The 22,918-nt window shown below is 62.1% G+C and carries 17 protein-coding genes; 3 read left to right on the top strand and 14 right to left on the bottom strand.

Going from position 1 to position 22,918, the window contains the following annotated elements:
* The first annotated feature begins 83 nt into the window (after window positions 1–83).
* Window positions 84–257, top strand: a complete 174-nt coding sequence (locus M5B97_RS01785; protein WP_248730552.1) for a hypothetical protein — start codon at window positions 84–86, stop codon at window positions 255–257.
* Window positions 258–391: 134 nt separating this feature from the next.
* On the opposite strand, the gene M5B97_RS01780 is transcribed toward M5B97_RS01785, so the two are convergent.
* The 11 genes from M5B97_RS01780 to M5B97_RS01730 form a co-directional block, all read right to left on the bottom strand.
* On the bottom strand, window positions 392–985 hold the full coding sequence (locus tag M5B97_RS01780) for a glutathione S-transferase (protein ID WP_248730551.1): 594 nt from the start codon (window positions 983–985) through the stop codon (window positions 392–394).
* Window positions 982–4,620 (bottom strand): AAA family ATPase, encoded by a 3,639-nt coding sequence (locus M5B97_RS01775; protein WP_248730550.1) that lies wholly within the window; start codon window positions 4,618–4,620, stop codon window positions 982–984. Before M5B97_RS01775 ends, M5B97_RS01780 begins: the two co-directional genes overlap by 4 nt.
* Window positions 4,617–5,858 carry an exonuclease SbcCD subunit D C-terminal domain-containing protein gene (locus M5B97_RS01770; protein ID WP_248730549.1) on the bottom strand — a complete coding sequence of 414 codons (1,242 nt, stop codon included), beginning with the start codon at window positions 5,856–5,858 and terminating at the stop codon, window positions 4,617–4,619. The genes M5B97_RS01775 and M5B97_RS01770 overlap by 4 nt, the downstream gene beginning before the upstream one ends.
* Before the next feature lie 444 nt (window positions 5,859–6,302).
* Window positions 6,303–6,602: a hypothetical protein gene (locus M5B97_RS01765; protein ID WP_248730548.1), complete on the bottom strand. Its 300-nt coding sequence runs from the start codon at window positions 6,600–6,602 to the stop codon at window positions 6,303–6,305.
* A 458-nt stretch (window positions 6,603–7,060) separates the two neighbouring features.
* A complete protein-coding gene (locus M5B97_RS01760) occupies window positions 7,061–8,701 on the bottom strand; it encodes a BatD family protein (RefSeq protein WP_248730547.1) in 1,641 nt (546 codons plus the stop codon).
* Window positions 8,698–10,437: a tetratricopeptide repeat protein gene (locus M5B97_RS01755; RefSeq protein WP_248730546.1), complete on the bottom strand. Its 1,740-nt coding sequence runs from the start codon at window positions 10,435–10,437 to the stop codon at window positions 8,698–8,700. Before M5B97_RS01755 ends, M5B97_RS01760 begins: the two co-directional genes overlap by 4 nt.
* Window positions 10,434–11,522, bottom strand: a complete 1,089-nt coding sequence (locus M5B97_RS01750; RefSeq protein WP_123718601.1) for a VWA domain-containing protein — start codon at window positions 11,520–11,522, stop codon at window positions 10,434–10,436. The genes M5B97_RS01755 and M5B97_RS01750 overlap by 4 nt, the downstream gene beginning before the upstream one ends.
* On the bottom strand, window positions 11,515–12,009 hold the full coding sequence (locus M5B97_RS01745; RefSeq protein ID WP_248730545.1) for a DUF4381 domain-containing protein: 495 nt from the start codon (window positions 12,007–12,009) through the stop codon (window positions 11,515–11,517). The genes M5B97_RS01750 and M5B97_RS01745 overlap by 8 nt, the downstream gene beginning before the upstream one ends.
* Window positions 12,006–12,938, bottom strand: a complete 933-nt coding sequence (locus M5B97_RS01740) for a DUF58 domain-containing protein (RefSeq protein ID WP_123718599.1) — start codon at window positions 12,936–12,938, stop codon at window positions 12,006–12,008. Before M5B97_RS01740 ends, M5B97_RS01745 begins: the two co-directional genes overlap by 4 nt.
* 5 nt (window positions 12,939–12,943) lie before the next feature.
* Complete coding sequence (locus tag M5B97_RS01735; protein ID WP_123718598.1) at window positions 12,944–13,903, bottom strand: MoxR family ATPase; 960 nt, start codon at window positions 13,901–13,903, stop codon at window positions 12,944–12,946.
* A gap of 258 nt (window positions 13,904–14,161) precedes the next feature.
* The gene (locus M5B97_RS01730) at window positions 14,162–14,515 is read right to left on the bottom strand and encodes a hypothetical protein (protein WP_248730544.1); all 354 of its coding nucleotides are present in this window, start codon (window positions 14,513–14,515) and stop codon (window positions 14,162–14,164) included.
* Window positions 14,516–15,006: 491 nt separating this feature from the next.
* Here M5B97_RS01730 and M5B97_RS01725 point away from each other — a divergent pair, with 491 nt between their 5' ends.
* Complete coding sequence (locus tag M5B97_RS01725) at window positions 15,007–19,866, top strand: NAD-glutamate dehydrogenase (protein ID WP_134657487.1); 4,860 nt, start codon at window positions 15,007–15,009, stop codon at window positions 19,864–19,866.
* 181 nt (window positions 19,867–20,047) lie between these two features.
* Here the strand turns inward: M5B97_RS01725 and M5B97_RS01720 are convergent, their stop codons facing one another.
* Complete coding sequence (locus M5B97_RS01720) at window positions 20,048–20,983, bottom strand: aromatic alcohol reductase (RefSeq protein ID WP_123718596.1); 936 nt, start codon at window positions 20,981–20,983, stop codon at window positions 20,048–20,050.
* Window positions 20,984–21,030: 47 nt separating this feature from the next.
* Between M5B97_RS01720 and M5B97_RS01715 the strand changes: the two genes are divergently transcribed.
* Window positions 21,031–21,474, top strand: coding sequence for a helix-turn-helix domain-containing protein (locus M5B97_RS01715; protein ID WP_123718595.1), 444 nt, complete (start codon window positions 21,031–21,033; stop codon window positions 21,472–21,474).
* Between the two features lie 35 nt (window positions 21,475–21,509).
* On the opposite strand, the gene M5B97_RS01710 is transcribed toward M5B97_RS01715, so the two are convergent.
* On the bottom strand, window positions 21,510–22,199 hold the full coding sequence (locus tag M5B97_RS01710) for a GntR family transcriptional regulator (protein ID WP_248730543.1): 690 nt from the start codon (window positions 22,197–22,199) through the stop codon (window positions 21,510–21,512).
* A gap of 16 nt (window positions 22,200–22,215) precedes the next feature.
* Entirely contained in the window at window positions 22,216–22,917 is a 702-nt protein-coding gene (locus M5B97_RS01705) for a FadR/GntR family transcriptional regulator (protein WP_248730542.1), read from the bottom strand.
* Window position 22,918: the final 1 nt, after the last annotated feature.

Raw genomic sequence — 22,918 nt, 5'->3', positions numbered from 1 at the left:
TTCTAAGGTTCAACCCTCGGGCGTAAGTTTGATTCCAAGGCCTTCCCAGGCCACTCAATCAAACGAACACGAGGGTTACCGCCATGAACTTCAATCTCTTCTCGATCATCGCCGCTTCCGCTGTTTCCGCCACCGTAGCCCTGCCGGCTGCTGCCAGTGTGGAATTGACCGGTAAAAAATCCAGCACCAGTGCCTACACCCAGAAATACCTGCAACAAAGCGCCAACTTCTACGCTGCCCTGGACCACAAGACCTAGCAATAAGCGCGAACTTGCTGTGGCGAGGCAGTTTGCTCCCGCACGACTGCATAGCCGGCACCGGCTTTCAGGGGCGCTTCGCACCCTGTGCAATCAAGCTTGCTCGCCACAGGAAGCCCGCTCCAGGTGATGCGTCAGTGTTTTGCCATCACCGCGATAAACAGCGGTGATTCCAGAAAACGTTGCAACCATTTCTGAAGTCGCTGATACGGCGACCCGGCAAACCACTCCGGGTCCACATGCGCAAACTGGCGCACAAACGGCGCCAGTGCCACGTCGGCCAGGCTCAAATGCTCGGCCAGCAAGTACTCATGCTCCGCCAGCAAGCCTTCCAGCTTGTGCAAAAACACTTCTCCCTCGGCCCGATAATATTCCATCGGGTGCTCCGGATAGCGGTCGGCGTACTTGTATCGATTCAGATGATGTTTGAACAATTGGTCATTCTCGGCAATCAATGCCAGCACCGCGCCGTCGCCTTGCAGCAGCCAGTCATCAGGGTCGCGTTGCGCCAGCGCCCATTGCATGATTTCCAGACTCTCGTCGATCACCTGGCCAGCCACACTCAATACCGGCACCGTGCCCTTGGGTGACAACGCCAGCATCTCGGCTGGTTTGGCCTTGAGGCTCACCTCGATAATCCGCACGTCTACACCGCAATAACGCAGGGCCAGACGCGCCCGCATCGCGTACGGGCAGCGCCGGAACGAATACAACAGCGCCTCGCTCACTTGACCTCCAGGGTGCTCAACCCGTTGCCCTGGCGCTTGACCTGGATCTGCACCGGGATGCGCTCATGCATTTCCTGTACGTGGGAGATCACCGCCACCTTGCGGCCCTGGGCCTGCAAACCGTCCAATGCGTCCATTGCCAATTGCAGCGACTCGGGGTCGAGGCTGCCGAAGCCTTCGTCGATGAACAGCGACTCAATCTTCAAGGTGCTGGATGCCATCGAGGCCAGGCCCAAAGCCAGCGCCAACGACACCAGGAATGTCTCGCCACCGGACAACGAGTGCACCGAGCGCAGTTCATCGCCCATTTCCGTATCCATCACCAACAGCCCCAGCATGCTGCCGCCGCGTTTGAGGCGGTAACGGCGCACCAGCTGGCGCAACTGCACGTTGGCGTGGTGCACCAGCAGGTCGAGGTTGTAGGCCTGGGCGATCTTGCGGAAAGTGTCACCGGTGGCCGAGCCGATCAGCGCATTCAGACGTGCCCAGCGCTGCCATTCGTCGTAGGCCTTGGTAATGTGTTCGGCCAGCGCCTGGTTGGCATCCTGACGTCGCTGGTCTTCGACTTGCCGTGCGCGCAGCGCGTCGCAGTGTTTCTCATCCTCGGCCAGTTGCTGATTGAGGGTCGCCAGGGCGTTGTCCAGTTGCTCGGCTTCCAGGTTACCGTTGTGCTGGGCCTGGTGTTCGGCGAGGCGTTGTTCGCGCTCCTGCAACAGCACCTTGGCCTGCTCGACGGCTTTTTCGCTGTCTTGCAATTGCTGGCGCAGCGCGCTGATTGCGTGGTCGTCAAATGCGAGCAGGCGGGCCAGGCCGTCATCATCCAGTTCGGGATGCCGGGCGCGCCATTCGTCCAGGCGTATGCCGAGGGTGTGTTGCTCGGCGGTCAGTGCCTGTTCGCGTTCCTGCTGGGCCTTGAGGTCGGCGTCCAGCTGGACCAGCGCGTTGCGGATGTCTTGCAACTGCTGGTTGGCATCGGTCTCGTGTTGGCGTGATTGCGCCACCGCCTGATCCAATTGTTGTTGCCATTGTTCGGCGCTTGGGTGCTCGCCCAACAACGCGCTGAGTTTTTCCTGGGCCGCTTGCTGCTGAGCGGCCAGCTCCGTGACCTGCTGATGCAGCATCTGCAGTTGTTGCTCGCGATGCTGCTGATAGGTCTGTTCTTTCTCGATGGCTTGCCGGCGTTCCTGCTGCTCGGCGTGTTCGTCACGCTGATGGCCCAGTTGCTCGAGGCGCTGGCTGACCTGCTGGTCCAACTGCATAAAGGTCGCGGCCGGCTCGCGGCGCAGGTCCTCCAGGGTGGCGGCGGGCAGCAGGTTGGCGAAGGCACTGAGTTCTTCTTCAAGGCGGTCGCGGTCATTGGACAGCTCGCGTTGCTGGTCCGCCAGCAACTGGCGGGCTTGCTGGCTGGCGTCCTGCGCGGCCTGCAGCTGTTGCTGCAGGCGCCCGGCATTCTGTTGCAGGTTGAGCAGGGCGCCCTGGCGTTGTTCATCCTGGCTGATGTTTTGCGTCAGCTGGTTGAGTTGCTGCGCCAGCCAGGTGCTGCGCTGGGCGGCGTCCTGATTGAACAGCGACGCGGACAATGGATGTGCTTCCAGGCTGGATTTCAGCGCGAGTTGTTGCGCCGCCAACTGTTCCTGCTGTTCCAGGAATGCCTTTTGCTGGGCAATCAAGCCGCCCACTTCGCCGCGTAGCTCGGTCAGGGTTTCCTTGAGGCTGTCGACCGCTTTCTGCGCCGTGGCCTCTTCATTTTCGTCATGGCGGCCCAGACTTTGCAGCAGCGCCTCGGGCTGGTGGTACGGATGCTCATGACTGCCGCACACCGGGCACGGCTGATCGTCCTGTAACTGCTCACGCAACTCTTCGACGCTGGCACTGCGGGCCAGGCGCTGGCGTTCCAGCAATTGCTTGGTCACCGTCAGGGTTTGCTCGGCCACCGCCAGTTCAGCCTTGGCTTGCAGGCCGGCCTGGTTCAGCTTTTCTCGCTGCTGTTGGGCCTGGGCAAGCTTCTGCGTCAGCGCATCGCTCTGTTGCTGCAACTGTTGTTGGTTGTCCCACAGGCGCGTGAGGTCTTCGAAGGCGCGCTGCTGCTTGCGATTGTCCTGCAGCAGGCTGGCGAGCAACTGGATCTGTTCGGCCACGGCGTGGGGTTCGGCACCGGCCTCCTGGTACAGCAACGCCAACGCCTCGCGCTGCCGGGTGAACTGCTCGTCGGCGGCGGTGGCGCGCTGCTCCAATTGCGGCAGCTCGGCCTGGCCCTTGTTCAGGCGGTTGCCGATCAGCACCAGTTGCTGCAGGCGGTCGCGGTAAGCGCCCCAGGCATCACTCAGCGGTGCGAGGGCTGTGCTGCTCTCTAGCTCGGTGGCCAGATGTTGCAGGCGCGCGCCCACTTGGGCTTGTTTCTCCAACAAGTCATTGAGTGTGGCCTGGCCCTCGGTGCAGGCGGTTTCCTGCAAGTGCCGGTCTTCGGTGCGCTTGGCCAGGTCTGTGTTCAGGCGGGCGAGGGTGCTCTGCTCTTCGAAGGCCTGGCGCAACAACGGTACAGCGTCGGCCTGGTGTTTCAGGGCGTCGGCCGATGCCGACTGAGCGGCGGCCTGCTGTGTGTGTGCCTGCTCCTGACGGTCACGCAACGCGCTTTGCTGCTCGATGTGCTGCAGAATCTGCGCGGCGAGGGGCGCCAGCAAGGTGCCGAGTTCGGCCTGTCGGGCAAAATGATGGCGCTGCGCTGCCAACTGATCCAGGCGGCTCAAATCCTGGCGTTGCTGGCCCTGCGCATGCCATTGCTGCTCGGCGTGCTGCAACTGTTCGACAGCGGCCTGCCGGCGCTCCTGCCATTCGCGCAGTTCCTTGAGCCAAGTGTGCTGCAACTCCAACTGCTTGAGCTGAGCCTGCCGGGTCTTGAATTGCTGCTGGGCCTCGGCCAGTTGTTCATCGAGTTCCGCCCGCGCTTCGGGGGCCAGCGGCACCACGCCGGTGGCTTGATCCTGCAACTGCTTGTGGGCTTCCCTGGCGTCCTTGGCCTTGTCGAACGCGCGGCGGCCCAGTTGGGTATAGAGCGCGGTGTCGGTGAGCTTTTCCAACAGCTCGCTGCGCTCGTTATCGTTGGCCTTGAGGAACGCACTGAATTCGCTTTGCGCCAGCAACACCGCGCGGGTGAACTGTTCAAAGTTCAGACCGAGGGCTTGTTCCAACTGGGTTTTGTATTCGGTTTTCTGGCTGGCCAGCAGTTGGTCGCTGTCCAGGTCGATCAGGCTCTGCCGACTGTTCTGCAATTTACCGTTGGCCTTGTCGCGGGCGCGATTGGCTTCCCAGCGCGCACGGTAGCGACGGCCGCTGACGCCGACAAAATCCACCTCGGCATAACCACCCCCAGTGCCGCGACGCAGCAGGGTGCGCGGGTCACCGATGGAGATGTCGCTGTCGGCGTCCGGCATCTTGGCCTGGCCGGTGTCACCCAGCCGCGGCACAGCGCCAAACAGCGCCAGGCACAACGCATCGAGCAGCGTGCTTTTACCTGCACCGGTCGGCCCGGTGATCGCGAATAGCCCGGCACTGGCCAGGGGCTCGGCGGTGAAGTCGATTTCAAACGGGCCGGCCAGGGAAGCGAGGTTTTTCAGGCGGATGGCGAGGATCTTCATGGCTGTTCATCCTCCTGTTGCACTTCCTGGAGCAGCACGGCGAAATCCTTCAAGGTCTGTTCATCCACTTCGCTGCCGTAACTGTCCTGCCAGGCGCGGCTGAACAGTTCCTGGGGCGTGAGCTGGTCGAGTTCGACCAGGCGATCCGTATCGCTGTCTTCGCGATTGCCCAGGCCTGCGTATTCGGCGGCGATGCGTACCAGGCGCACGGCTTTGCCCTGCAGGGCGGTTTCGATTTGCTGGCGCAGGTCCGGCTGTGGCTCGTCGAGGCGCACACGTACTTCCAGCCAGGGTTGGCGCTGGGTTTCGGCGAGCAGGTCAATGTCGGGCAAGTCGCTCAGTTGCTTGAGGATATCGGCCAGCGGCGCGGCCTCCAGGCGGTGCAGATCGACCGCGCGGGGGATCAGGCGCGGTTCGACGTTCACCAGTCTTTCACCCTGGAACGTCACGTCGAGAATCTGATGTTTGTAGCCGATTTCGGAAAACGACAGCGGAATCGGCGAGCCGCAATAACGAATGCGCTCCTCGCCATTCACCTGCTGTGGCTTGTGCAGATGACCGAGGGCAACATAACCCACACTGGTATCGAACAGGCTGGCAGGCAGCGCCTCGGCATTGCCGATGATCAGGCTGCGCTCGGAGTCTTCCGACACCGACCCGCCGGCCATATGCGCGTGGCTGATGGCGATCAGCGCCTGGCCCTTTTTGCGTTTGGCCTTGGCCGCAGCGATCAGCCAGTCATGCACTTGGCCGATGCCGCGCAGGTAATCATCACCCAGGTGGGCACCGGTGACTTCCGCGGGACGCAAAAACGGCAGCGCCAGGCACCACGCGGCGATCTTGCCCTTGGCATCCGGCAGGGGAATCAGCAGGCGTTCGGCGTCGAGTTGCCCATCGTCCAGCCACAGCACCCGGCCCAACGCATGGGTGCGCAAGCGGCGCATCAACGGTGCAGGTAATTCGATGCGCGAACCGGAATCGTGGTTGCCGGCAATCATCACTATGGTGAGCCTGGGGTTTTGCTCGTGGGCACTGATGATGAAGTCATACAAGCGCTCCTGGGCTTTGAGCGGCGGGTTGACCGTGTCGAAGATATCGCCGGCGATCAGCAATGCATCCGGCTCATGGGCTTTCAGTTGGCCCAGCAGCCATTCGAGGAAACAGGCGTGTTCGAAGTCGCGTTCCTGGCCGTGGAGGTTCTGGCCCAGGTGCCAGTCGGAGGTATGAAACAGACGCAAGGCGAACTCCGTTGAAAAGATGAAGAGATGAAAAGATGAAAAGGAGGGGGAGTTTACCTGTAAAGCTGTGGGAGGGGGCTGGCTCAAATGCACAGTCAGTAAGGCGCAACGCTGTCACTGTGGCGAGGGAGCTTGCTCCCGTCGGGCAGCGAAGCGGCCCCAGCTTCTGGTTTGAAAAGACTGGGCCTGCTACGCAGTCCAACGGGAGCAAGCTCCCTCGCCACAGGTTACCCGTTACCTGCTCTATCGCTTAACTGACTGACATTAGGGTTTGCTCCCGATCAGTGTGTTTGTGACTGAGACACCGCCATCGGGAGCAAGCTCCCTCGCCACAGGTTACCCGTTGCCTGCTCTATCACTTAACTGACTGATATTAGGGTTTGCTCCCGATCAGCGTGTTTGTGACTGATACACCGTCATCGGGAGCAAGCCTCCCCCACAGGATTACGCGGCGTGCAGGCACTCCAGCGCTCTGTCGGCCAGGGTTTTGGCGTTATCGATCAGGTGCTCGGTGGCGCCCGCCATGTGAGGCTGATCGCTGCTCAGTGCCTGGCGGGTAGCGGCTGCAGTGGCGGCGGCGCAGCGCAACAGGTCGCAGATCTGGACGAGGGCGTCTTCGAAGCTGAGGTCGTGATGGACGGTGAAGGCTGGCGGCAAAGCAGGTTGGAGATAGTGGCTAAGCGCACGTTCAAAGGTTTTGCGGTTGGGGTGGAAGCGGGGTGGGTCGGGGACGATTTTGCTCATGGGTGTAGCTCCTACTAATAAGTGGGGGAGCCATTCTGTTGTCGTTTCCACACGACAGATTGGGTGGCAGCCATACGCGGGGTGGAAATCCGAGTAGTAGGACTCGGCCAGACCGAAGCCTGCCCGCGTACAGCCGCCATTGAGCGTGTTCATACGATCATGACGCCTACTAGTTTCCAGGTTTCCACACCCGATCGCTGATATGCAGCGACGGAGCGAAGGCTAGCCAGTGGAGTGAGCAGGCGCAAGGCCGTGGGATTGTCTAGGAAACGTCCTGCAAATTAAAGGGATATGACTTGCTGGCCTTTGACAACGCGTGTCACTCAGGCGGCGCAGATCGAGTTGCAATAGTCATGTCTATCGACACGTGTGAGAGGGGGCTTGCTCCCGATAGCGCCCTGTCAGTCGGCGTGTTTGTGACTGATACACCGCCATCGGGAGCAAGCCCCCGCCCTAAGCTATTTGGGGTACAGCGGCGGCAAGCTGGTGGTGTCGGTGGCCGGGTCTTGCGTGCGCTCGGTCATCGGGATGGCTTTTACGGCACGCCACAGGTCCTCGCCCAGCCAATACTGGCCGCTTTCGCTGTACAGCGCGCCGTTGAGGCCGTCGAGGGCATCGGACAGCGGAACGAACCGCGCCGCCATGTCGGCCAGGGTTTCCGGCTGTTGCCGCGCCCAGGCATCCAGCGCCTGGCGCGTGGCTTGAGGGTCGTTGGCCTGGGTGGCGCGTTTGAGGTCGTCGAGCAGGGTGCGGGGGCTCGGGCCGGCCTGTGCGGTGCGCTGTACGGCGGGTTGCCGGCGCGCGCGCCACCACAGGCCGAAGCCCAGCAGGGTGGTGCAGGCGAAGAGGAGTGTGCTCAGTTGCCACAGCCACAGGCGGTCATCGTCCGGGGCGGTGATGACGGTTGGCGTGGCGGGTGCGTCCACCACCAGGCTTGGGTTGATCGCCACTTGGAGCGTGCGGGGGGGCAGGCTGGTACGTTCGAGGTGGTCTTCGTGGGTGTTCCACCACACCACTTCCACTGCCGGCAGCTCCAGGGCGCCGGCGCGGGTCGGCACCAGTGCTTCGCGGTCTTCCCGGCTGCCGATCAGGCCGCGGTCGTTGCTCTGGTTGCCGAGTATCGGTTGATCCGGGTAGCGGCGCAGGGCATTGACGTCGGTGCTCGGCAGGGCCGGCAGTTGCGCGCTGGAGAGGCCTTCGGCCTTGATCGTGAGGCTGCGGGTCAGGGAGTCGCCGACTTGCACGTGATCCGGCTCGGGGTTCCAGGCTTCGGTCAGGGTGAGGCTGCGGGCAGGTATCCATGGCGCATCGGCCGGGTACAGCGCCGGCTTGGGCTTGACGGTAAGGGGCAGTTCGGCCGAGCTGACGTGGATCAACTTGCCCGGCTTGGTGCCCTGCAGCGTGTTTTCCTGGGGTGGGCGCGATTCCACCAACGTAGCGCTGAAGGTTTGCGTCGGAATCAGCATGGCACCGCTGTGCTGCGGATAGATCGCGTAACGGGTTTCGATCACGCCATGGCGGATGCTGTTGATGACTTTTTCGTAGGTTCGCGATTCGCCCAGTTGCTCGATACGGGCATCGGGAATCTGCAACGGCGTCAGGCTGCTGTCGTCATACAGCGACACCGAGTGGTACACGCGCACCGTCAACAATACCTGGGCCTGCACGTATACGCTGTTCTGGTCGAGGTTGGCTTCGATGAACACGGGCGCCAGTTCGGCGCTGGTGTTCTGGCTGGCGGTTTCCACCACCTGCAGGCTGATCGGTTGGGTCTTGAGCTCGCCCACTTGCAGGGGGGGAATCACCACCGTGCCGTTTTCCCTGGGCAGCAGGGTAATGATCCAGCGCGTGGTGGCGTGGTTGTCGCCGCCCAGGGTGGTGAGCTGGTTGATCTGGCGCGTGCCGCTGACTTCGAACTGTGCGTCGAGGGACGAAAGGTCGGGTTTGCCGAATTGGGTGACGTCGCTGGACTCCACCGTCAGCTCCACCGTTTCACCGGAATTGACACGGCTGCGATCAACGCTGGCGACCAGGTTCGCCGCCTGGGCGTGGCCTGCCGATAACGCGAGCAGGAGCAGAAGGGTGGTGCGGCGGCTCATCGAGTCTTGTCCTGATGTTGTTGCTGTTCGTACCAGAATTTGCGGCGCAGCAGCTCACCGGGGTTGTCCGGGATCTCGCGCAACCATTGTTCCAAGGCCTGGCGATGTTCGCCGTCAAGGCTGGCATCGGTGGGGCGCAAAGGCGGCGTGGTGGTTTGCTCATCGCCCAGTTCGCTGCCCGGCACCTCGTTGCCGCCGGCTTTCGGTGAAGCGTTCGCCTGGCTATCCGTATTGCCGGCTTCGCCCAGACCCTGGGCGGACTGTTCGCCACCGGTGTTGCTCTGCCCGCTGGCGCCCGGTTGCGCAGTTTGGCCGGGTTGGGTGGTTTCGTCATCCTCGTTTTTGACAGGCTGCGCCGGTTCGGGTTGCGCCTGTTCCTGGATCAGCCGTTCCACCAGTGCCTTGTTTTGCAAGGCCGGTTGCAGGTCGGGCTGCGCCTCAAGGGCCTGTTCGTAGGCGTCGATTGCGGCTTCCAGGGCGCCGGACTTGGCCAGCGCATTACCGCGATTGTAATGAGAGTAGGCGTCATTGCCCTCGGCAAAGCGCTTGATCGCTTCGGCATAGTTGCCGGCTTCGTAAAGCGCCACACCTTGCCACTGCGGGTCTTCAAAGCGCTCGGCGGCTTCGGCCGGGCGTTTTTGCTTGAGCAGGTATTGGCCCTGCTGGTCGGGGCGCAGCCACAGGTCCTGGAGTTCAAAGGCATAGCTTGGTTGCGGGACACCCAGCCACAACAGGGGTAAGCAGAACAACCAGCCGCGACGTCCGGCGCAGGCGGCCAGCAGCAGTAACGGCAGGAGCAGCCAGTAACCCTGGTCGGCCCAGGTGTCGAGGTGCAGCAGTTGGCCGTCGTTGCGCAGGGCCTGTGGGCCATCGAGCAGGCCGAGTTGACGCAGGTCTTTGTCATCCAGGCGCGCGGCGCGGTAGTGGCCACCCATTTCACTGGCGAAGGCCTTGAGGGTCGGGCTGTCGAGGCGCGGCACCAGGATTGCGCCCTGATCGTCCTTGAGGAATTCGCCGCTCTCCTGGGTGACCGGCGTACCTTCGCGGCTGCCGACGCCGAGGATCGACAAGGTCGGCGCCTGTGCACCTTGCAGCAAGAGGCGGATGCCCTGGCGTTCCTGTTTTGAAAGGGATGAGCCCACCAGCAGCAGGCGGCCCTGGCCGAGGCCGGCTTGCTTGAGCAGGACCAGGGCTTTTTCCACCGCCAGATCGGCGCGATGGCCGGGCTCGGGCATGATCGAAGGGCGCAAGGCTTCCAGCAGGTTGCGGCTGGTGCCCAGGTCATCCGACAGCGGCACCAGGGTGTGCGCGCTGCCGGCGTACACCACGATGGCAGTCGGTGCGTTGTCACGCGCCTGCAGTAAGTCATACAGCTTGCGGCGTGCTTGTTCCAGGCGGTTGGGCGGGCTGTCGGTGGCGAGCATCTCCGGGGTCAATTCCAGCAGCACCACCAGCGGGTCGGCCGGTTTCTGGCTGGATTGCTCGACTCTTTGCCAGCTTGGGCCGAGCAAGGCCACTACCGCCAACAGCCAGGCGATGCCCAATACGACCCAGGGCGATTTGCTCTCGCGCCCGCTGCCGCCACTGAGCAACACCGCGTGGAAGGCCGGCGGCAGGATCATCTGCCAGCGCCCGGCGCGCTTTTGCCGGTGCCACAGCTGCCACAGCAACCAGCCGAGCAGCGGCAGCAGCAACAGCCACCAGGGGCGGAACCAGTGCGGCCACAGATCGATCATCGACGCCTCCGCAAACGCAGGCGTTTGAGGCGTTGGCGCCATTCAGGGTGCTGTTGCAGGAAAATGCCTCGGGTCGAGAGTTTATTGAAGGCCCGTTGCAAGGCGTTGTTGGGCCAACGTTCCTGGATCACCAGCAACATGCTCAGGACCAATGCCAGCGCTAATGGCGCGCTGTACAGCGCCTGGGCCGGGCGGGCCTGAGTGGGTTGTTGCGCCACGGGCTCGAGCTGGTCCAGGGTTTGCTTGATCTTCTGCAGCTCCTCGCCGTCGCGGGCGCGGAAGTAGCGACCACCGGTGGCACTGGCGATGGCCTTCAACGCGGGCTCATCCAGGTCCAGGCTCGGGTTGACGCCGAGGACGCCCAGGGAGCCGGTTTGCTCGGGGTCGGCGCCAATGCCGATCGGGTAGATTTTCACGCCTTCTTCGGCCGCCAGGCGTGCGGCGGTCAACGGGTCAATCTGCCCGGCGTTGTTGGCACCGTCGGTGACCAGGATCAGCACACGGCTTTGCGCCGGGCGTTGGCGCAGGCGTTTGAGGGCCAGGCCGATGGCATCACCGATGGCGGTGTTCTTGCCGGCGATGCCGATACGCGCTTCATCCAGCCAGACGCGCACGGTGCGCCGGTCAAAGGTCAGCGGCGCTTGCAGGTAGGCTTGGCTGCCGAACAGGATCAGGCCCACGCGGTCGCCTTCGCGGCTTTCGAGAAAGTCCCCGAGCAAGTGTTGCACCAGGCTCAGGCGGCTGACGTCGTCGTCCTGCCAGTGCATGTCGGGGAAATCCATGGAGCCGGAAACGTCCACCGCCACCAGCAGGTCGCGGCCGCTGGCGGCAATCGGCAATGGTTCACCGAGCCATTCCGGGCGGGCGGCGGCGGTCAACAGCAGTAGCCATAGCACCACGAATGGCGCTTGCTGGCGCCAGCCCGGCAGGTTGACGCGGGCGCGACGTCGGGCCAGGCCTTCAAGATCGGCGAGATAACTGACCTTCAAGGCGGGCTCGCCGCTGTCGGCCACGGGCAGGATAAAGCGCATCACCCACGGCAATGGCAACAGGGCGAAGATCCACGGCCAGGCGAACTCAAACATGTTTGCGAATCCAGGTGTCGACGGCTTGGGTCAGGCCGGCGATGGCCTTGTCGTCGAGTTTGCATTCGGGCTTGTAGGCGCCTTCCACTAATACCATCCAGCGGGTCAGGCCGGCAGCGGGGCAGCGGTTGTCAAGAAATGCCAGCCATTTGCGGCCGTTGAGCGTGTGGCTTTGGCTGTAGGGGTAATCGTTGCGGCACAGGCGTTTGAGCAGCCCGTTGAGCTGCTGCAGCCAGGCCCCGGCCGGGGCGCCATCATAGGGTTTGGGCATCAGGGCCAGTTCTGCGAGCGCGGCAATGCGCAACGGGTCCAGTGGTTGCTCGGCACGGGCCACGGGGCGCTTTGCAGGCAAGAAGCGGCGCAGCCACCACACGCCCCAACCGAGCAGTGGGATCAGCACCAGCAACAGCCACCAACCTGGCGCGGGCGGCCAGAAACCGATGGCTGGCGGTGCGATCAGCGGTTGCAGTTGGTCGAGGCTGCTCATTGCTTTTTAACCGGGCGTTGCGGGTTGAGGTATTCGCGCAGCTGCTCGACCATTTCGCTTTGGGTGCTCAAGGGCATCAGCAACACCCGCAGCTTTTGCGCGAGCAGTTCCCAGCGTGCGATGCGGCTTTCGGCCTGGGCCTTGTAGGCTTGGCGCAGGTCGAAGTTCAGCGTGTCCAGTTCCAGCTGGGCGCCGCGTTCGGCGAAACGCAGCAGCCCGGCGGCGGGCAGGGCATGGTCCAGTGGGTCGGAGATGGGCAGCAGCAGCAGGTCGCAATGGCGTGACAGCAGGCTCAACTGTTGTTCGGCGCCTTCGGTGAGCGCGCGTTCATCGCAGACCACGATCACCAGGCTGCCGGGGCGCAGCACTTCGCGGCCACGGCGTAGCGCCATGCCGAGGGCGTCGGCTTCCGGGCGGCTTTCGGTATTCAGGCTCTGGTTGACCCGTACCAGGCGGTTGAGCAGTTGCAGCAAGCTTTGTTTGCTGCGTCGCGGTTTGATTTCGTAGTGCTCGCTGTCGCCGAAGACCAGCCCGCCCACCCGGTCGTTATGCCCCAGCGCGGCCCAGCCGATCAGACTGGCCGCCTGCGCCGCCAGCACCGACTTGAACATCTGCCCCGAGCCGAAAAACAGCCGGCAGCTTTGCTCCACCATGATAAAGATCGGCCGTTCACGTTCTTCATGGAACAGCTTGGTGTGCGGCTCCTGGGTGCGTGCCGTCACGCGCCAGTCGATGGTGCGCACATCGTCCCCGGCCTGGTACACGCGCACTTGGTCGAAATCGACCCCACGCCCACGCAGCTTGGAGTGGTGCAGGCCGATCAACGGGCTGCGCTGGCTCGGGGTGGAAAACAACTGCACTTCCCGCACGCGATGGCGCATTTCGATCAATTCGCTGAGGGTGACGCGGATGCCATCGCCTGCGTTCATGGGGTTCAAGCGACGGCAACGACGTCGAGAATGCGTTGCACCACACGGTCTTGGTCGACGCCGGCCGCTTCGGCCTCGAACGACAGAATGATGCGATGGCGCAGCACGTCGAACAGCACCGCCTGGATATCTTCCGGGCTCACGAAATCACGGCCGGCCAGCCAAGCGTGGGCACGGGCGCAGCGGTCGAGGGCGATGGAGCCGCGCGGGCTGGCGCCGTAGGCGATCCACTCGGCCATTTCCGGGTCGAACTTGGCCGGCGTGCGTGTGGCCATGACCAGTTGCACCAGGTATTCCTCTACCGCGTCGGCCATGTACAGGCCGAGGATTTCCTTGCGCGCGGCGAAGATCGCTTGCTGGCTGACCCGGCGTTCAGGCTTGGTTTCGCCGTTCAGCGCTTCGCCACGCGCCTGTTGCAGGATACGGCGTTCCACGGCGGCATCCGGGAAGCCGATCTTCACATGCATCAGGAAGCGGTCGAGCTGGGCTTCGGGCAGCGGGTAGGTGCCTTCCTGCTCGATGGGGTTTTGCGTGGCCATCACCAGGAACAGCGGTGACAGGTCGTAGGTGCTGCGCCCGACGCTGACCTGGCGCTCGGCCATGGCCTCGAGCAAGGCGGATTGCACCTTGGCCGGGGCACGGTTGATTTCGTCCGCCAGCACCAGGTTGTGGAAAATCGGCCCTTGCTGGAACACAAAGCTGCCGGTTTCCGGGCGATAGATTTCGGTGCCGGTGATGTCGGCGGGCAACAGGTCGGGCGTGAACTGGATGCGATGGAACTGCGCTTCGATGCCTTCGGCCAGCTCTTTGATCGCTTTGGTCTTGGCCAGGCCCGGCGCACCTTCCACCAGCATATGGCCGTCGGCGAGCAGGGCTATCAGCAAGCGATCAATGAGTTTTTCCTGGCCGAGAATCTGCGTAGAAAGAAAGGTTCGCAGCGCGAGCAGCGCTTCACGATGTTCCATCGATGACGGTTCCTGGAAAGATGAGCCCGGGCGTCGCACAACCACACCGGGGCTTGGGACGCTTACTTTAATGCATCGCGGGGTGCGGCGACTAACGGCGTGACGGGTATTTTTGGCAAAACTTGTAGGATTTTTGTGTTGGTACGCCGTCAATGTGGAGGGAGCTTGCTGGCGATAGCGGTGTGTCAGTCCGTGGGTCATTAACTGACTTGTCATCCTCGCGGGCAAGCACCCCTTCACATTTGAGCGCTGGTGTTCTCAAGCCCGAATGAACGTGCCGGTGCCCTTGAGGATGTTCTGCAGGGTTTCCTCCACCTCGGCCAAGTCCGCTGCGGCGGTGCTGTGGCTGATCTCCAGCTGATCCTTGCCGCCCAGCGCGTCGGCGTCTCCGGCAGCCAGTTCGATCAGCAGCCGGGTGTCGCTCAGCGTGACCTTCAACCCGTCCAGGCTCGAGGGTTCGTAGTCCCAGGTCAGTTCAACTTCTTCCTCGTCCGGGTAGCGCGCGAGCATGAACATTTCGCCATTCTTGCCGTGGCAGCAGAGCATGGCCATGTTGTCTTCTTCTTCGTCGCACGGGGTGGCCATCAAGGCGTCGGTTTTCAGTTGCAGCATGAGGAATCCTGTCTGGGGGAGGACGTAATGCGGGCAATTGTGCCATTGCCGCGAATTTTGTGCTGCATCCTGCGTCAGAGTTAGTGCATGACCTGATGGGCAATATCAGTCACTTTCGGCACTTGCTGTCGGTGAGGCAGCCGGTTTTTTCACGGGATTTTACCGGTTGCCCAAGTTGCAACCGCGAGCCTGCTTACCGATGACCGAATATGTCGCAGCGCTGCAAGCACCGGTCTTCCTACACTCGTTAAGCTGCGCAACGGATGTGCATGAGCCAGGCGCCTGACCTGCCCGTCGTACCGTCACCCGGCAAGGTGCGCATCTTATGGAAGTTGTATGTGACCTGATTGTCTTGTCCAGCTTCACCCACCTGTCACTCTGATTCGTTTATGGTGCTTATATGTAGACCTGCGAACAGAGTCGACGGTCTCCCCGCAAGGGGATAACACGCGACGCTTCCATCAATAACAAGCCCAAGCGGAGTACCACAGATGGCGTTCTTCACCGCAGCCAGCAAGGCCGACTTCCAGCATCAACTGCAAGCGGCACTGGCGCAGCACATCAGTGAACAGGCACTGCCACAAGTGGCGCTGTTCGCTGAACAATTTTTCGGCATCATTTCTCTCGACGAACTGACCCAACGTCGTCTTTCCGACCTGGCCGGTTGCACCCTGTCTGCCTGGCGCCTGCTTGAGCGCTTTGACCATACCCAACCGCAAGTGCGGGTCTACAACCCCGATTACGAGCGTCATGGCTGGCAGTCGACCCACACCGCGGTCGAAGTGCTGCACCATGACCTGCCATTCCTGGTGGACTCGGTCCGTACCGAACTGAACCGCCGTGGCTACAGCATCCACACCCTGCAGACCACCGTGCTCAGTGTGCGCCGTGGTGGCAAGGGCGAGTTGCTGGAAATCCTGCCAAAAGGCACCCAGGGCGAAGGCATCCAGCAAGAATCGCTGATGTACCTAGAAATCGACCGTTGCGCCAATGCTGCCGAACTGAACGTGCTGAGCAAAGAGCTTGAGCAAGTGCTGGGTGAAGTACGCGTGGCCGTGGCCGATTTCGAACCGATGAAAGCCAAGGTCCAGGACCTGCTGGCCGGTATCGACGCCAGCCAATTCAGCATCGACGGCGAAGAGAAAGCCGAGATCAAGAACTTCCTGGAGTGGCTGGTGGGCAACCACTTCACCTTCCTGGGCTATGAAGAATTCGTGGTACGTGACGACAAGGATGGCGGTCATATCGAATATGACGCCAACTCCTTCCTCGGCTTGACCAAGTTGCTGCGCGCCGGCCTGACCGCCGACGACCTGCGCATCGAAGACTATGCCGTGTCTTACCTGCGTGAACCGACCGTGCTGTCGTTCGCCAAGGCCGCACACCCGAGCCGCGTGCACCGCCCGGCCTACCCGGACTACGTGTCGATCCGCGAGATCGACGCGAGCGGCAAGGTCATCAAGGAACACCGCTTCATGGGCCTGTACACCTCTTCGGTGTATGGCGAAAGCGTACGCGTCATCCCTTACATCCGCCGCAAGGTCGCGGAAATCGAACGTCGTTCGGGCTTCCAGGCCAAGGCGCACTTGGGCAAGGAGCTTGCCCAGGTCGTTGAAGTGCTGCCCCGTGATGACCTGTTCCAGACCCCGGTCGACGAACTGTTCAACACCGTGATGTCCATCGTGCAGATCCAGGAACGCAACAAGATCCGCGTGTTCCTGCGCAAAGACCCGTACGGTCGTTTCTGCTACTGCCTGGCTTATGTGCCGCGCGATATCTATTCCACCGAAGTGCGCCAGAAGATCCAGCAAGTGCTGATGGATCGCCTGAAGGCTTCGGACTGCGAGTTCTGGACCTTCTTCTCCGAGTCCGTGCTGGCCCGCGTGCAGTTGATCCTGCGCGTAGACCCGAAAAACCGCATCGACATCGACCCGCTGCAGTTGGAAAAAGAAGTGGTGCAGGCCTGCCGCAGCTGGCAGGACGACTACGCAAGCCTCGTCGTCGAAAGCTTCGGCGAAGCCCACGGCACCAATGTGCTGGCCGACTTCCCGAAAGGCTTCCCGGCCGGTTACCGCGAGCGTTTTGCCGCGCATTCGGCGGTGGTCGACATGCAGCACCTGCTCAGTCTCACCGAAGCCAACCCGCTGGTGATGAGCTTCTACCAGCCGCTGGGCCAGGTCTCCGGCCAGCGCGAGTTGCACTGCAAGCTCTACCACGCCGACACGCCGCTGGCACTGTCCGACGTGCTGCCGATCCTGGAAAACCTCGGCCTGCGCGTGCTGGGTGAATTCCCGTACCGTCTGCGTCACGCCAATGGCCGTGAGTTCTGGATCCATGACTTCGCGTTCATCGCCGCCGAAGGCGTGAACCTGGATATCCAGCAGCTCAACGACACCCTGCAGGACGCGTTCGTGCACATCGTGCATGGCGACGCCGAGAACGATGCGTTCAACCGCCTGGTACTCACCGCCGGCCTGCCATGGCGCGATGTGGCGTTGCTGCGTGCCTACGCCCGTTACCTGAAGCAGATCCGCCTGGGCTTTGACCTGGGTTACATCGCCAGCACCCTGAACAACCACACCGACATCGCCCGCGAGTTGACCCGGTTGTTCAAGACGCGCTTCTACCTGGCGCGCAAGCTCACCGCCGACGACCTGGAAGACAAGCAGCAACGCCTGGAACAAGCGATCCTCACGGCCCTGGACGACGTTCAGGTGCTCAACGAAGACCGTATCCTGCGTCGCTACCTGGACCTGATCAAGGCGACCCTGCGTACCAACTTCTACCAGACCGACGCCAACGGCCAGAACAAGTCGTACTTCAGCTTCAAGTTCGACCCGCGCGCCATTCCCGAGCTGCCAAAGCCGGTGCCGAAGTTTGAAATCTTCGTGTACTCGCCGCGTGTCGAAGGCGTGCACCTGCGCTTCGGCAACGTCGCGCGCGGTGGCCTGCGCTGGTCGGACCGTGAAGAAGACTACCGGACCGAAGTGCTCGGCCTGGTAAAAGCCCAGCAAGTGAAGAACTCGGTGATCGTGCCGGTGGGCGCCAAGGGCGGCTTCCTGCCGCGCCGCCTGCCGTTGGGCGGCACCCGGGACGAGATCGCGGCCGAAGGCATCGCCTGCTACCGCATCTTCATTTCCGGCCTGCTGGACATCACCGACAACCTGAAGGACGGTGCCCTGGTGCCGCCGGTCAACGTCGTGCGTCATGACGACGATGACCCGTACCTGGTAGTTGCTGCGGACAAGGGCACTGCGACCTTCTCCGACATCGCCAACGGTATCGCCATCGACTACGGCTTCTGGCTGGGTGACGCATTCGCCTCCGGTGGTTCGGCCGGTTATGACCACAAGAAAATGGGCATCACCGCCAAGGGCGCGTGGGTCGGCGTACAGCGCCACTTCCGCGAGCGCGGCATCAATGTGCAGGAAGACAGCATCACTGTAGTCGGCGTGGGTGACATGGCCGGTGACGTGTTCGGTAACGGCCTGTTGATGTCCGACAAGCTGCAACTGGTCGCGGCCTTCAACCACCTGCATATCTTCATCGACCCGAACCCGAACCCGGCGACCAGCTTTGTCGAGCGCAAGCGCATGTTCGAGCTGCCGCGTTCGGCCTGGACTGACTACGACACCAGCATCATGTCCGAAGGCGGCGGTATCTTCTCGCGCAGCGCGAAGAGCATCACCATCTCGCCACAGATGAAAGAACGCTTCGATATCTCGGCCGACAAGCTGACCCCGACCGAACTGCTGAACGCCTTGCTCAAGGCACCGGTGGACCTGTTGTGGAACGGCGGTATCGGTACCTACGTCAAGGCCAGCACCGAAAGCCATGCCGATGTAGGCGACAAGGCCAACGACGCGCTGCGTGTGAACGGCAACGAGCTGCGCTGCAAGGTAGTGGGCGAGGGCGGTAACCTCGGCATGACCCAGCTGGGTCGTGTGGAATTCGGCCTCAATGGCGGCGGTTCCAACACTGACTTCATCGACAACGCCGGTGGTGTGGACTGCTCCGACCACGAAGTGAACATCAAGATCCTGCTCAACGAAGTGGTGCAGGCCGGTGACATGACCGACAAGCAACGCAACCAGTTGCTGGCGAGCATGACCGACGAAGTCGGCAACCTGGTGTTGGGCAACAACTACAAGCAGACCCAGGCCCTGTCCCTGGCTGCGCGCCGTGCCTACGAGCGTGCCGCCGAGTACAAGCGCCTGATGAGCGACCTGGAAGGCCGTGGCAAGCTGGACCGCGCCATCGAGTACCTGCCGACCGAGGAGCAGCTCACCGAGCGCGCCGCGAATGGCAAGGGCCTGACCCGTCCGGAACTGTCGGTGCTGATCTCGTACAGCAAGATCGACCTCAAGGAAGCGCTGCTCAAGTCGCTGGTACCGGATGACGAGTACCTGACCCGTGACATGGAGACCGCGTTCCCGCCGAGCCTGGTGGCCAAGTTCTCCGAGGCCATGCGTCGTCACCGTCTGAAGCGCGAGATCGTCAGCACCCAGATCGCCAACGATCTGGTCAACCACATGGGCATCACCTTCGTCCAGCGGCTCAAAGAGTCGACCGGCATGAGCCCGGCGAACGTGGCGGGCGCTTATGTGATCGTGCGTGACATCTTCCACCTCCCGCACTGGTTCCGTCAGATCGAAGCCCTGGACCACCAGGTTTCCGCTGATGTGCAACTGGAGCTGATGGACGAGCTGATGCGCCTGGGCCGTCGCGCTACGCGCTGGTTCCTGCGCAGCCGTCGCAACGAGCAGGACGCCGGCCGCGATACCGCACACTTCGGTCCGCACCTGGCCGCGCTCGGTCTCAAGCTCGACGAACTGCTCGAAGGTCCGACCCGCGAAGGCTGGCAGTCCCGCTACCAGGCTTACACCGACGCCGGCGTACCGGAGCTGTTGGCACGCATGGTTGCAGGCACGACTCACCTGTACACCTTGCTGCCGATCATCGAAGCCGCCGACGTCACTGGGCACGACGCCGCCGAAGTGGCCAAGGCTTACTTTGCCGTCGGCAGCGCCCTGGACTTGCCGTGGTACCTGCAGCAGATCAGCGATCTGCCGGTGGCCAACAACTGGCAGGCCCAGGCTCGCGAAGCCTTCCGCGATGATGTGGACTGGCAGCAACGGGCGATCACCATCTCCGTCCTGCAAATGGCGGATGCGCCTCAAGACATGGAAGCCCGCGTGGCCCTGTGGCTTGAACAGCACAAGGACATGGCTGATCGTTGGGTCGCGATGATGCTGGAAATCCGTGCTGCGGTCGGCACGGACTACGCGATGTACGCCGTGGCCAACCGTGAGTTGCTGGATTTGGCGCTGAGTGGTCAATCGCCGCTTTAAACCTTGATCCGTAACTGAAAACCAAAAATCCCCGCATGGAAACATGCGGGGATTTTTTTGTGGAGCCAACAAACGCTGTGCCCATCGACGACAACCCGACCGAGAACGTATTCCGGTCGTGCGCCTCACTGGGCAGGCTCCGTATGCATACCCAAAGGATGTGCTGACGCGTCGGTCGACCCTAGCTAAGGCGCAGGTTTGCTTGCGCCCATTGTTCTGCGCTGGTCACCGGTAATCCATGTATCGCGTTGTATGTCCTCGCTACCTCCCACGCCACACCTCGGCCCATAGCGAAAACTGCCCGGTATTTTCGTAGGTTGTCGTCAGGTTTTTCTGCAAGGTCTGCCAGCAACTGCTGCACGCTAAGCGCTCGGCGCTCGACTTTCCGTCCGATGACTCGGTCAACCAGGTCCGCCAGGGCACCGTAGGTGAGGGTATCTCCAGCGGTGTAGACGACCTGATTGATAAGGCGCGGACTGTGCAGGACGATGTCGGCGGTGAGCGTGCCGATGTCTTGCGGTGTTGTCACCGTAACCGTATTTCCAAAGCTGCCCAATGCGTTGACTTGTCCGTGGGTCAGGTCAACGACCCCGAAAGTTGGATCGAACAGGAAGCTGGTGAACATGCCGGTGGAAATAATCACCCATTCAGTTCGAGATTGGGCACGTAACAGGTCGCGAACATCCAGTTGCTCGTCGAACAGGTCTTGAGGGCTGCCACGGCCAATCAAGTCGTAGTCAACGCCGAACTGCCATGGAATGTAGCGTTTTACACCCGCCGTGAGCGCGGCTTCAGTCAGCTTGCGCTGAGTGCCACGGCCCGCCGCAAACCCGACGCAACTGATCACCGTATCAAAGCGTCCCAGCACCGCAGCAAGCTCTTCCACGGAGGCATCGGCGATGTCGGCTGTCTCAATGGATACACCCAGTTTCCTGATGGTGTCGATTTCCTGTTGTTTTTCGATGGACGAGCTCTGCACAGTGGCTCGACGCAGCAGTACGCAAATGCTCGCCGATTCGGTTGATCGGGCGGCCAGCCCTTGCAGTACGGCAAGCCCCAGTTCGCCGGCGCCTAATACCAGAATACGTTGTTTGACGTTTGAAATAGCAGCCTGCATGGTAAGCCTCTGTATGACGTACTCAACTTGAAGCCAGGAATCTTGTCATGGACATCGATGCGCAAAAAGTAGGTACATCGGTGATCCCGAGCGGTCTGGATGCTCAGGAGATCGTGCGGCTTTCGCAGGACGCCTGCCGCGCGCTTACCGATGACGAGGATGGTCTCAAGCGCGATATCCTCAGCCATTCCGGTAACCGATGGTCACTGGGTGTGGTGCATGCGCTGGGCGTGACCAGCCCGCTGCGCCACGCACAGATACGTCGCCGATTGCACGGCGTCACTCAGCGCATGCTTACTCGCACGCTGCGTCAGCTGGAGCGCGACGGACTGATCTCGCGCCACGATTTCGGTGAGAAACCCTTGCGTGTCGAATATGCGCTGACCGAACTTGGAATGGGGTTATTGGTGCAGATGATCCCGCTGTGGACGTGGGTGATCGCACAGTCGGAGGGGTTCAATGAGGCGCGCAAGCGTTATGACAACCCGTAGAGGTCGGTTAATGCACCGCATCGCTACGGCGCCCGTCAGTGCGCCAGACGATGAGCCAGATGGTTCAGGTGCTGGGTCAGCAGGTTCACGGCGTGGTCTGCATCGCGTCTTTCAATCGCGTCGGTGATTGCCATGTGTTCCTGCCAGGTGCAGCAGCTGTACGCTTGGCTTTCGTACTGAGCAATGATCAACGAAGTCAACGGCACCAGGCTGTTGAGGAATTGTGCCAACGGAGCATTGCCCGCGATTGCCGCCAATTGCAGGTGAAATTCCCCGGAGAGCCGAATGGCCGGTGCGCGTTGATCACGCTCGATGCATTCGCGCTCCCTGGCAATCAGCTCACGTAATTGGCGCACCTGAGTGGGTGTGGCTTCGGCGCAGGCCAGTTGCACCACCATGCTCTCCGTCATGCGCCGCGCTTCAAGGATTTGCCGGGTTTGTCGGGCATCTGGCGTTGCCACTTGGGCGCGCTGGTTGGGGCGCAGAATGATCACCTGTTGGTGGGACAGTTTTGCCAGGACTCTGCGAATCACACTACGACTCACACCGAAGATCTCGCCCAAACCCTCTTCGGTAAAACGGCTGGCCGGCGCGATGCGTTGTTCCAGGATCGCGTCGAACAGCCGTGGGTAGATATCGTCCGCCGAAGGTTTCTTGCCCGCCACCAGGCGCATGGCGGGCAGGGCGGTGCTGACTGCGTGACGTTGTAATGCGTGAGCGCTCATGGCCTGTCTCCAATAATCAGCTGCCCAGATGGTCGTCCGGGATATTCAGGCGTATGCCCATACGCAGGCCTTCCTGCAGGATGTGCCGGCGCATCTCGGCACTGGCCAGGGCGCTGTTCTTGTTGCGGATGGCGCGCACCACGGCTTCATTTTCCTGCAGGCGCTCGGCCAGATGCTCGGGGGAGTTGCGCAGTACCTGGGCACTCTGCTTGAGGGCATTGCTGGTTTGTTGCACCACGTTCTGGAAGATCGGGTTGGAGGTCAGGGCGAAGAGTTCCTCGTGGAAGTTGAGGTAGGCGTTCATCCCCGCTTCTGCGTCACCGGCGTCGAGGGCTTCGCGCATATCCATCAGGGTCAGTCGCAATTGGCCGACTTCCTTGCTGCTGATGGACTGAGCCACCAGGCCGACAATGAAGGGTTCGAGGGTGTAGCGCAGTTGCAGGATGTCTTCGAGGCTGGCATCGGCCACGGCGTCACTGGCTTGGGGCTCGTTCACGCTGGTTTCGAGCACCACCACGCCCTTGCCCGGCATGGAGCGCACCAGGCCGAGGGTTTCGAGCACAATCACCGCTTCGCGCAGGCTGGGGCGGCTGATGCCCATCTGTTCGGCCAGTTCGCGTTGGCCGGGGAGCATTTCGCCCTGACGCCACTGGCCGCGCTTGAGGGCGGCGCGCAATTTTTCTACCACTGAATTGACGACGGTTGAGGTGCTGATCACG

Origin of the sequence: Pseudomonas sp. MWU13-2517 (genome assembly GCF_023242545.1) — a bacterium.
Classification (GTDB): domain Bacteria; phylum Pseudomonadota; class Gammaproteobacteria; order Pseudomonadales; family Pseudomonadaceae; genus Aquipseudomonas.
This window is presented reverse-complemented; position numbering and strand designations above follow the sequence as displayed.

What these genes read in the sequence shown, in the direction of transcription:
- M5B97_RS01710 (WP_248730543.1), bottom strand. Translation starts at nt 22,199, where the DNA reads ATGAGCGCTCACGCATTACAACGTCACGCAGTCAGCACCGCCCTGCCC.
- M5B97_RS01730 (WP_248730544.1), bottom strand. Translation starts at nt 14,515, where the DNA reads ATGCTGCAACTGAAAACCGACGCCTTGATGGCCACCCCGTGCGACGAA.
- M5B97_RS01720 (WP_123718596.1), bottom strand. Translation starts at nt 20,983, where the DNA reads ATGCAGGCTGCTATTTCAAACGTCAAACAACGTATTCTGGTATTAGGC.
- M5B97_RS01785 (WP_248730552.1), top strand. Translation starts at nt 84, where the DNA reads ATGAACTTCAATCTCTTCTCGATCATCGCCGCTTCCGCTGTTTCCGCC.
- M5B97_RS01775 (WP_248730550.1), bottom strand. Translation starts at nt 4,620, where the DNA reads ATGAAGATCCTCGCCATCCGCCTGAAAAACCTCGCTTCCCTGGCCGGC.
- M5B97_RS01715 (WP_123718595.1), top strand. Translation starts at nt 21,031, where the DNA reads ATGGACATCGATGCGCAAAAAGTAGGTACATCGGTGATCCCGAGCGGT.
- M5B97_RS01725 (WP_134657487.1), top strand. Translation starts at nt 15,007, where the DNA reads ATGGCGTTCTTCACCGCAGCCAGCAAGGCCGACTTCCAGCATCAACTG.
- M5B97_RS01750 (WP_123718601.1), bottom strand. Translation starts at nt 11,522, where the DNA reads ATGTTTGAGTTCGCCTGGCCGTGGATCTTCGCCCTGTTGCCATTGCCG.
- M5B97_RS01760 (WP_248730547.1), bottom strand. Translation starts at nt 8,701, where the DNA reads ATGAGCCGCCGCACCACCCTTCTGCTCCTGCTCGCGTTATCGGCAGGC.
- M5B97_RS01755 (WP_248730546.1), bottom strand. Translation starts at nt 10,437, where the DNA reads ATGATCGATCTGTGGCCGCACTGGTTCCGCCCCTGGTGGCTGTTGCTG.
- M5B97_RS01740 (WP_123718599.1), bottom strand. Translation starts at nt 12,938, where the DNA reads ATGAACGCAGGCGATGGCATCCGCGTCACCCTCAGCGAATTGATCGAA.
- M5B97_RS01765 (WP_248730548.1), bottom strand. Translation starts at nt 6,602, where the DNA reads ATGAGCAAAATCGTCCCCGACCCACCCCGCTTCCACCCCAACCGCAAA.
- M5B97_RS01735 (WP_123718598.1), bottom strand. Translation starts at nt 13,903, where the DNA reads ATGGAACATCGTGAAGCGCTGCTCGCGCTGCGAACCTTTCTTTCTACG.
- M5B97_RS01745 (WP_248730545.1), bottom strand. Translation starts at nt 12,009, where the DNA reads ATGAGCAGCCTCGACCAACTGCAACCGCTGATCGCACCGCCAGCCATC.